This window comes from Komagataeibacter oboediens (assembly GCF_003207815.1).
GTDB lineage: Bacteria > Pseudomonadota > Alphaproteobacteria > Acetobacterales > Acetobacteraceae > Komagataeibacter > Komagataeibacter oboediens.
Genome location: NZ_NKTX01000075.1, coordinates 1 through 9,890 on the forward strand (window position 1 = coordinate 1; position 9,890 = coordinate 9,890).

The following is a 9,890-nucleotide window of genomic DNA, read 5'->3' on the forward strand; positions in this document are numbered from 1 at the left end:
GATCATGGACAGGCCTGCACCGACACGCCCTGATGTCCATGATGGCCTACGCCTTTCTCCAGTCCCGGCGCCTTACGGCGGTCGGGCGGAAAAAAAAGAATCACCGGCCCACCGCCACAGCCCAGTCTGCCAGCAATACGACAGGCCATTCTTGATCGCATCCTGCGACTACCCACCGGGCAATGCCCGCACTGTGGAAACCTTCTACTCCAGACCTCGCAACATATTCTGCCAAAGTAGTGCTAGGGCATCCGGTCCGTTGAAAGATCTTCCGGGTGCCGCTTTTTTAGAAAGTCCGCACCCGGAACCCTTTATTCAGGCCATTAACGCAGGATTCCGGTATGCCCGATGGAATACCGTCCCGGCTGCGGCCACACGGTCAGGCCATGCGGTTCCTGCCCGACGGGAATCTTGCGTGTCGCCCCCGTCGTGGTGTCGATGGCATAGACCACGTCATCAAACCGGCCGGACAGCCACAGCGTCCCGCCGTCATTGCTGACATTGCCCATGTCGGGGCTGCCGCCGCCGGGAATGGGCCAGTTGGCCACCACCTTGTCGGTTGCGAAGTCAATTACGCTGACCCCGCCCGCCTTGCCATGCGGCGGGCCGTGGATCTTGTGTGATCCGCGGTTGGCCACATACATTCTGGTGCCATCGCGGCTGGGATACAGGCCATGCGTGCCGACACCGGTAGGGATGAACCCCGTTTCACGGAACGTATCGCCATCAATCACGAACACTCCGTCCGCATGCATGTCCGCCACGTAGAATTTATGGCCGTCCGGCGCGGTCAGGATATCCTGCGGCATGCCGCCGCCCGACAGTTTCAGGTAGCCCATGACCGTACGGTTGACGGTATCGACCTTGGCCAGGTAGCCACCAAATTCACAGGTGAAGATGGCATAGCGCCCGTCAATCGAAAAATCGGCGTGGTTGACCCCCTTGCACTGCGGAACGGAGACCGAACCCTGCATTTCCATTGTATGCGGGTCACGGAAATCCAGCCGTTCACGTGCCTCGGCGACCGTAATCGCGGATTTGCCATCGGGGGTGAAATACATGTTGTAAGGATCATCCACCGCCACATTGGGCAGCGGCTGCGTGGTACGCGGGTCGATGGGCGTCAGGCTGCCATTGGTCGTGCCTTCGGCATTGTTCGTGACCCACAGGGTACGCAGGTCCCATGACGGCACGACATGCTGCGGGCTTTTGCCAACCTTGAAGCGTGCGACGACCTTGTATGTCTGCGGGTCGATCACATACACATTATTCGACCGCAGGTTGGGCACATAGATACGCGGCGGATCCTGCGCGACTTCGGGATTCAGGTTCCCGGCCCGCGTTTCGGTATAGATGTTTTTCGGGTCCACCACGGGTGGCATTCCGGGAATGGTGTCCACGGCCTGCGCAAGCGCGCTGCCGCCCAGCAGCAGAAGCGTGCCCAGCCCCAGAACCGGCAGTTTTTTCTTTTGTATCATAGTGTGATCCTGTTCCTTGCGGCCCCTATAGCACGCCGTGCCGACGGTGCAATCAGTGCGAATTCTGTCCTGTTGGATCGTGTTGCATGGCCGCCACGGCCGCCGCCACCTGCATGTCGGCGCCCACCTGCCCCAGTGCCGCGCTGGCCTGTCGGGGGTCACCGCCGTACACGCCCTGTGCCGGGGTGGGCATGCCTGCCGCCCGCAGGGCCTGCGTGCGCACAAGGTCGGGGTCCAGCGCCAGCATGAGCGACGTATCGGACAGGTCGGCATGCATGCCCACTTCCGCCGCATGCCCGTGCTGGCGCAGCCAGGTGGAATAGGCCCCCGGCACCACGTCATAATAATTCGCGACATACAGCACGTGCGCGCCCTGCGACAGCCAGCGCCGGTTGAGCGTATCCGCCACCGCGCGCAGGTCCTTCTGATAGCCGCCATGGTCGCCAATCAGCACCACGCGGCGGAAACCCTGTACCCGGAAGCTTTCGGCCGCATCCGAGAGCAGGGCCCGGAAGATTGCGGGCGTAATGCTGATCGTGCCGGGAAAGCGCATGTGCGACGTGCGCGGCGACGTGCCCCCTTCGGGCACATACGCCACCACCGGCGCAACCAGGGCATGGCCTGCGGTCCGGGCAATGCGGCGCGCAAGGATCATGGCCCGCACGTCGTGCTTGCCCACCGCAATGTAGGGGCCGCTCTGTTCCGTGCCGCCGACGGGAATGATGATTGTGGTGTCACCCGCATGGACGGCATCGCGGATTTCGGTCCATGTCAGGTCGGCAAAATCAACCGTATCCGGCGCGGACGCCCGCGCGGACGATCCCGCAAGCACCAGCGCCAGCGCCAGCCCGGACAGGAAACCAGAAAACATACGCATGAACGGCAGCACTCCCCCGACACGTGATCCGTGCCGCCCCTGTGCCCTGTCCCCGCGCTGTTGGCAACCGTCATGCCGCACGGGAATGGAACCCTGCCCGCCCCGGTCCGTTGGACACGTCGAATCTTCCCTCACACCTGCCTGTTTTTCCAACCTGCACGGACCCGCACGCCATCATGAAAAAGACATCACATACCCCTGCCCCCTCCACCACGCATGTCGGAGCAGGCGGCGAAACCCGCCAGACCGCGGGCGGTGAAACCCCCGTCATGACCACCCAGCAGGGTATCGCGGTATCGGATGACCAGAACACCCTGCGCGCGGGCGCCAATGGACCGGCGCTGATGGAGGATTTCCATTTCCGGGAAAAGATCTTCCATTTCGACCATGAACGCATACCCGAACGCGTGGTCCATGCCCGGGGCTATGGCGCCCACGGGTATTTTGAACTGACCGACAGTCTGGCCGATGTGTGCAAGGCCGATATCTTCCGCAACGTGGGCGAACGCACTCCAGCTTTCGTCCGGTTTTCCACGGTGGCGGGCAACAAGGGATCGGCAGACGTGGTGCGCGATGTGCGCGGTTTTGCCGTCAAGCTTTATACAAAGCAGGGCAACTGGGACCTTGTGGGCAACAACATCCCTGTCTTTTTCATACAGGATGCCATCAAATTCCCCGATTTTGTCCATGCAGCCAAGCAGGAACCCGACCGTGACTTTCCGCAGGCCCAGACCGCGCATGACAATTTCTGGGATTTCGTATCGCTGTCGCCCGAAGCCACGCATATGGTCTGCTGGGCCATGTCCGACCGTGCCATACCGCGGTCCTTCCGCTTCATGGAAGGGTTCGGGGTGCATACCTTCCGCCTGATCGATGACGAAGGGCGCTCGACCTACGTCAAATTCCACTGGAAGCCGAAGCTGGGCCTGCAGTCCGTCGTGTGGAACGAGGCGCTCAAGATCAACGGTGCCGATCCTGATTTTCACCGCCGCGACCTGTGGCAGTCGATCACCAGCGGCAATTTCCCGGAATGGGAACTGGGCGTGCAGCTGTTTGATGACGAGTTTGCCGACAGCTTCCCCTTCGACATCCTCGATCCCACCAAGCTGATCCCGGAGGAACAGGTGCCCGTCCGCCGCGTGGGCCGTCTGGTGCTTGATCGCATGCCCGACAATTTCTTTGCCGAGACCGAACAGGTTGCCTTCTGCACCCAGAATGTCGTGCCCGGCATCGACTTCACCAACGATCCACTGCTGCAGGGGCGCAATTTCTCTTACCTTGATACCCAGACCAAGCGCCTTGGCGGCCCCAACTTCACGCATATCCCCATAAACGCGCCCAAATGTCCGTTCCACAATTTCCAGCAGGACGGGCACATGGCCATGCACAACCCGAAGGGCAGGGCCAATTACGAACCCAATTCGTGGTCCCAGCCCACCGGTGGCCCGCGTGAAAGCGTGGATGGATACCGGTCTTACCCCGATGCCGTGTCAGGCCAGAAGGTGCGCCAGCGTTCCGAAAGCTTTGCCGACCATTACAGCCAGGCCCGGCAGTTCTTCATCAGCCAGACCCCGGTGGAACAGACGCATATGCGTGATGCATTCGTCTTTGAACTGAGCAAGGTGGAAACCCCAGCCATCCGCGCGCGCATGGTCAGCCACCTGCTGCATGTGGATCGTGGGCTGGCCGAAGCGGTGGCGAAGGGGCTGGGCCTGTCGCCCCTGCCTGCACCCGCGACGGCGGCGCGGCCCGTGGTTGAGGGGCTGGAGCCATCGCCTGCGCTGAGCATCCTGAAAAACGGACCGGACAGCTTTGCCGGCCGCAAGCTGGGCATTGTCGTCACGAACGGGGTGGACGCGACCCTGCTGGCCGCCCTGCGCGATGCCGCCGAAAATGCGGATGCCACGGTGGAACTGATCGCGCCCACCGTGGGCGGCCTGAAGGACAGCGCGGGCCACGACCTGACCGCGCAGCAGAAAATCAATGGCGGCCCTTCCGTGCTGTATGACGCCGTTGCCCTGCTACCGACGGTTGAAGGGGCAAATGTCCTGCGCCACGAAGCCACCATGCGCGACTTCATTTCCGATGCCTTTGCCCATGCCAAGTTCATTGCGCATAACGATGCCGCCGAAATCGTGCTGGCCGCAGCGGGGCTGCACCCCAAGGCACGCGACAACGGCGTGATCGCCATACACAGCGCGCAGGACGCGGCCCGTTTCATCCAGACCTGCGGCGCACTGCGCCTGTGGGAACGCGAAAGCCACGTCCACGCCGTCTGACCCCTTGCACCCGGCTGCCCCCAACCCCCACAATAAGGGGGCAGCCGGACAGGGTATGCCCGGCAACAGGACAGGCAGGAAGCAGCATCCCATGACCACTGATACCCCGCCGGCCCACCGGCCCCATGTTTCCATCGTGTACTGCACGCAGTGCAACTGGCTGCTACGGGCGGGATGGATGGCGCAGGAACTGCTGTCCACCTTTGGCGAGGATCTGGGCAGTGTCACCCTGGTCCCCGGCAGCGGTGGCCATTTTGAAATCACGGTTGACGGCCACACCATATGGGAACGCAAGCGCGATGGCGGTTTCCCGGGACCAAAGGAACTGAAACAGCGCGTGCGGGACATCATCGCCCCCGACCGGGACATGGGCCATATCGACCGTGAAAAAACAGCGCCACACGACCCGCCGGGCACATTGTAACGTCCCCCCGCCCACACCATACTAACCGGTATGATCACATCATATGCCCCCACCGCCGCGCACGCCGCGGGTAGCCACGACATCCGTCAGGAAGTGGCGCGCCTGCGCAGGCTTGCGACGCTGCTTGACGCAGCCTTCCGCATTCCCGGCACGAAGGCGCGCTGGGGACTGGATACGCTGATCGGGCTTCTGCCCGTGGGCGGGACGGCGCTCATGCTCCTGCCCTCACTTTACATCGTATGGAAAAGCTGGCGTCTGGGGGTGGGCCGCCCCACCCTTGTACGCATGCTGGCCAATGTTGTGGTGGAAGCCGCAGCCGACCTTGTGCCCGTGCTGGGCGATGTATTCGACACCGCCTTCAAGGCGGACCTGCGCAACGTCACCCTGCTGGAACAGCATTTCGGCCTGACCACGCCCGAAATGCCATGATCATGGCGGGGTGCCACGCCCCTTGCGCGGCAGGCCCGATATAAGACACAACATGGCATGATCCGTTTTCTTCCGCACCAGATCCCTGCCCCATATGTCCGGCACACCTGACCATACACTGGCGCTTGCGCTGGACCTGCTGCGTCGGGGGCAGTTCGCCCATGCCCGTTCCATTCTGGAGGACTGCCGTCCCTCCCCGCGTGTTGAAATCCTGCTGGCGCATGCCCATGCGGGCTGCAACCGCGTGCAGGAAGCCGCCCGCCTGCTGTGCCGCCAGGCCGTGGCCAATCCCGGCGCGCGCCATCCGGCACATGATATGCTGGGCCTGCTGCTGCCGCATGACCGGGTGGAGGAAGCCGAGGCAGTGCTGCGCGCCGTCCGCCAGCGCGCGCGACAGGACATCCGCACCCATGACATGCTGGGGGAACTGCTGCTGCAACGCGGCCGGACGGCGGAAGCGCAGGAAGTCCTGGCCGAGGGTCTGGCCCTGTCGCCCGCACAGCTGAGTACCGGCAACCTCATGGCCGTCTGCCTTATGGAACAGGGGGAATTCGCGGCCGCGCACGACCTGCTGTCCTATATTGTGCAGCACCATCCCGACAGCGCCATGACGCAGGCCAACCTTGCCTACCTGCTGGGCGCATGGAACAGGCTGGATGCGGCACTGGCGGCGCATTCCCGCGCGCTGGCGCTGCGCCCCGATGATGCGCGGCTGCGCATGAACCATGCACTGGCGCTACTGAAAAGCGGCCACATGGATGATGGCTGGGCCGAATATGAATGGCGGCGGAAAATGCCGGGCCGCCAGCGCCTGCCCGAACAGCGCATGCTGCCTGTCCTGCCGCCGGATGCCGACCTGCGGGGCAGATCCATCCTGATCACCCGTGAAGGCGGACTGGGGGATATGCTGATGATGATGCGCTTCGTCCCCGTGCTGGTGAGCATGGGCGCGCGGGTCAGCATTCAGGCCCCCGATACGCTGCATGGCCTGATCCGGCGCATGGGAGGCATCCGGCGCGTATTCAGTGAACGGATATCCCTGCCGCCACATGACTGGCACTGCCCCTTCCTCAGCCTGCCGCATGTCCTGCGCAACACGCCTGGCCATGCGGGAGCCAGCGTGCCCTACCTGCACGCCAGCGCGGAACTGGTGCGGCAGTGGGCGCCATTCCTGCCCATGGGCACGGACCTGCGCGTGGGGCTGGTCTGGGGTGGGGCCAGCCGCCCTGACATTCCCGCGGCCCATGCCATGGACCGCCGACGGTCGATCCCGCTGCGGAAATTCGCACCGCTGGCCGGAATGGCCGGGATCAGTCTGGTCAGCCTGCAGAAAGGTACCTATGCCCGGCAGATGCACGACATGCCCGCGGGCATGCGCCTGTATGACCCGATGGAAAGCGTGCGTGACATGGACGATACGGCCGCGCTGATCGCGGGGCTGGATGTGGTTGTATCGGTTGATACATCGGTTGCCCATCTGGCTGGGGCGATGGGGTGTCCCGTTATCCTGCTGGACCGGTTCGATAACTGCTGGCGCTGGCTTTCGGGCCGGACGGACAGCCCGTGGTATCCTACCCTGCGTATCATACGCCAGATCCACAGCGGAAAATGGGATGATGTGATCCATCGCCTGTGCAGCATGCTGTCCAAGCGTGACTTCCCTGCTGCACGCCGGGACGATGCCCGCAACCGGCGATAGGGAGCGTCGTTGCTTTTGTGGCTGTTGGCCTCTTTGCATATCTGCGGCTGTTCATGAAACATCCTGCAGACTATGACGCAGCTGTCTGACTGTTACAGTCAGCCGCAAGGTACAAAATTTCCGGGCGCGGCAGGGATTGCCACCCCTGCCCGGTCCAGCCAGCGCAAGCAGGTCAGCCCTGATACACACGCCCTGGCGGCAGCAGTTTGCCGGGATTGAGGATGTGGTGCGGGTCCATGGTGTTCTTCAGCGCGCGCATGACGCTCAGTGTGCCCTCGCCGTGCTCGGTTTCCAGAAATTCCAGCTTGCCCATGCCTACGCCATGTTCCCCGCTGCAGGATCCACCCAGCGCCAGCGCACGGGATACGATTTTCCGGTCCAGATCCAGCGCGCGCCCGTAGCCCTGGGGTGTATGGTCGGTAATGATCAGGGCGTGGAAATTGCCATCCCCCACATGACCCAGCAGCGGCACGCGCAGGCCGGAACGGGCAATGTCTTCCCGCACACCGGCAATCAGTTCCCCCAGACGGGAAATGGGCACGATGCAGTCGGTAGAAATGACACGCGCGGTCGGTTCGATCGCCTTGGCGGCCCAGAATGCGTCATGCCGCGCCTTCCACAGCCGCGTGCGGTCTTCCGCCGTCTCGGCCCAGGCAAAGGACAGGCCATTATTGGACAGGGCGATCCCCTCGGTCTGGGTCACCTGCTCCGCCACGGCTGCGGGCGCACCCGCGAATTCAAAGAACAGGGTCGTCAGCGGTTCATATTCCGTCAGGCCGGAATAGCGGATGGATGCCGCCATCTGCACGTCATCCAGCAGTTCAACGCGGCTGATGGGAATGCCGCACTGGATGATTTCAATGGCGGTCTGTATGGCGTCATTCAGGTCGGCAAACTGGCACACGGCTGCAGAAATGGTTTCCGGCCGTCCATGCAGGCGCAACTGCACCTCGGTCACAATCCCCAGCGTGCCTTCCGATCCGACGAACAGGGACGTCAGGTCATACCCGGTGGAGGACTTGCGCACACGGCCACCCGTGCGGATGACTTCCCCTGTTGCCAGCACGACCGTCAGCCCGAGGACATTTTCCTTCATCGTACCATAGCGCACGGCCGCCGTGCCCGATGCACGCGTTGCGCACATACCACCCAGCGTGGCTTCCCCACCGGGGTCAACCGGGAAGAACAGGCCGGTATCGCGGATCTGCGCATTCAGGGCCTGTCGGGTCAGGCCCGCCTGCACGCGACAGTCCAGATCCTCCGCGTTCACTTCCACGATGTCCGTCATGGCCGACAGGTCAAGGCTTATGGCGTAATCCGCCGGGGTCACGTGTCCTTCTACCGATGTCCCGGCCCCGAAGGCCACGACAGGCACCCGATGGGCATGGCACGCCCGCAGGACAGTGGCGACATCATCCGTCGCTTCGGCAAAGACCACGGCGCCGGGCAGGTTCGCGGCATCCATGGCCTCGCCATGGCTGTGGGCTTCCAGCACCGAGTGGGATGTACTGATCCGCGCCGCCATGCCATTTTCGCGCAGTGTGGACAGGACACTGGCAAGACGGTCGGCTGGGGAAGAAGGGCAATCGGTCATTCGAGGACTCATCCGGACAGAAAACGGCAAAACGCCATTGTAACAACACCGACGCCAATGACCATGCCAACTGCTGCGTTCCCGGCACATGCCCTGCATGACATGAACGGACGCAACGCCCCCATGCCCGTGGGAACTGGCATCAGACCACCAGGACGTGTCGTCAGTTGGTTCCGATGATGGCGGAAACGAGTTGCACTGCTGCGAGGAATGTTGACTTCAGCCTGTCGTAGCGTGTTGCAATGCCCCTGAACTGCTTCAGCCTGGCGAAGACGCGTTCAATGATGTTTCTGTTTTTGTAGAGCCGGAAGCTGAGTTTCCGTGGATCGCGTCGGTTTTTCCTCGAAGGGATAACTGGTGTGATCTGCCGTTCTTCGATTTTTTCGATAAGCGGATCAGCGTCATAAGCCCTGTCGGCGATAAAGGTTGCAGGGTCGACTTCATCCAGCAGGGGGTCTGCTTCCGTGATATCCGCTCTCTGCCCGGGTGTCAGGGACAGGGCGACCGCCATTCCTGCGGCATCGACAATGGCGTGGATTTTTGAAGTCAGTCCGCCACGGGACCGCCCGCTGGCCTGATCCGCGCCCCTTTTTTACGCGCCTCCGCACTGTGCTGGTGATCCCGGACAATCGTGCTGTCGATCATCATGTAGTCGTTGTCGCGATCGGCGGCCAGATGCCGGAAAATCCGTTTGATCACGCCGCCTTCGCACCAGCGACGCAGTCGCCGATGGACGTTTTTCCAGTTACCAGAACGGACAGGCAGCTCACGCCAGGGAATGCCGGCACGGTAGCGATACAGCACGGCTTCCACAAACAGACGGTTATCGGCGGCCGTTCCGCCGATATGACCTTCACGACCCGGGAGAAGATTTTTTATCCGTTCCCACTGGCTGTCACTCAGGCCATATCGTCGCATTCATTCTCTCCCTGAAAACAGGGAGAAAACATCACAGATCAAACGGGATTACAGGCTTCATAGCGCCAGATGCCAACTGACGACATGCCCTAACACTACTTTGGTAGAAAATTTGGAATAAGGATTCCCAACGGATGCGATCGGTGATTCATGGAAGACCAGCTGTAGTGGGAGCTGGCGATGAACACCGAC

The 9,890-nt window shown here is 62.4% G+C and carries 8 protein-coding genes and 1 pseudogene; 5 read left to right on the plus strand and 4 right to left on the minus strand.

Annotation, left to right across the window (positions count from 1 at the left end; translation table 11 throughout):
- A pseudogene (locus CFR80_RS15405) lies at positions 1-155 on the plus strand (IS701 family transposase); the annotation flags it as partial.
- Between the two features lie 168 nt (positions 156-323).
- On the opposite strand, the gene CFR80_RS15410 reads toward CFR80_RS15405, so the two are convergent.
- Entirely contained in the window at positions 324-1,478 is a 1,155-nt protein-coding gene (locus CFR80_RS15410) for a YVTN family beta-propeller repeat protein (protein ID WP_010516839.1), read from the minus strand.
- Positions 1,479-1,530: 52 nt separating this feature from the next.
- Positions 1,531-2,355: a creatininase family protein gene (locus tag CFR80_RS15415; protein WP_050017687.1), complete on the minus strand. Its 825-nt coding sequence runs from the start codon at positions 2,353-2,355 to the stop codon at positions 1,531-1,533.
- Positions 2,356-2,531: 176 nt separating this feature from the next.
- Here CFR80_RS15415 and CFR80_RS15420 point away from each other — a divergent pair, with 176 nt between their 5' ends.
- From CFR80_RS15420 to CFR80_RS15435, 4 genes are all read left to right on the plus strand, one after another.
- Positions 2,532-4,634 carry a catalase gene (locus CFR80_RS15420; protein ID WP_110507653.1) on the plus strand — a complete coding sequence of 701 codons (2,103 nt, stop codon included), beginning with the start codon at positions 2,532-2,534 and terminating at the stop codon, positions 4,632-4,634.
- 91 nt (positions 4,635-4,725) lie between these two features.
- On the plus strand, positions 4,726-5,058 hold the full coding sequence (locus tag CFR80_RS15425; RefSeq protein ID WP_029329760.1) for a SelT/SelW/SelH family protein: 333 nt from the start codon (positions 4,726-4,728) through the stop codon (positions 5,056-5,058).
- Positions 5,059-5,088: 30 nt separating this feature from the next.
- On the plus strand, positions 5,089-5,487 hold the full coding sequence (locus CFR80_RS15430) for a DUF4112 domain-containing protein (protein ID WP_010516847.1): 399 nt from the start codon (positions 5,089-5,091) through the stop codon (positions 5,485-5,487).
- Positions 5,488-5,581: 94 nt separating this feature from the next.
- Entirely contained in the window at positions 5,582-7,186 is a 1,605-nt protein-coding gene (locus tag CFR80_RS15435) for a tetratricopeptide repeat protein (protein WP_110507652.1), read from the plus strand.
- 172 nt (positions 7,187-7,358) lie between these two features.
- On the opposite strand, the gene CFR80_RS15440 is transcribed toward CFR80_RS15435, so the two are convergent.
- On the minus strand, positions 7,359-8,780 hold the full coding sequence (locus CFR80_RS15440) for an FAD-binding oxidoreductase (RefSeq protein WP_010516851.1): 1,422 nt from the start codon (positions 8,778-8,780) through the stop codon (positions 7,359-7,361).
- 163 nt (positions 8,781-8,943) lie between these two features.
- Positions 8,944-9,698 (minus strand): IS5 family transposase gene (locus CFR80_RS15445; RefSeq protein WP_085948215.1). Its coding sequence is split into 2 segments (ribosomal slippage): positions 8,944-9,368 and positions 9,368-9,698, totalling 756 coding nucleotides; the frame shifts between segments, so codons are not numbered across the junction.
- Positions 9,699-9,890: the final 192 nt, after the last annotated feature.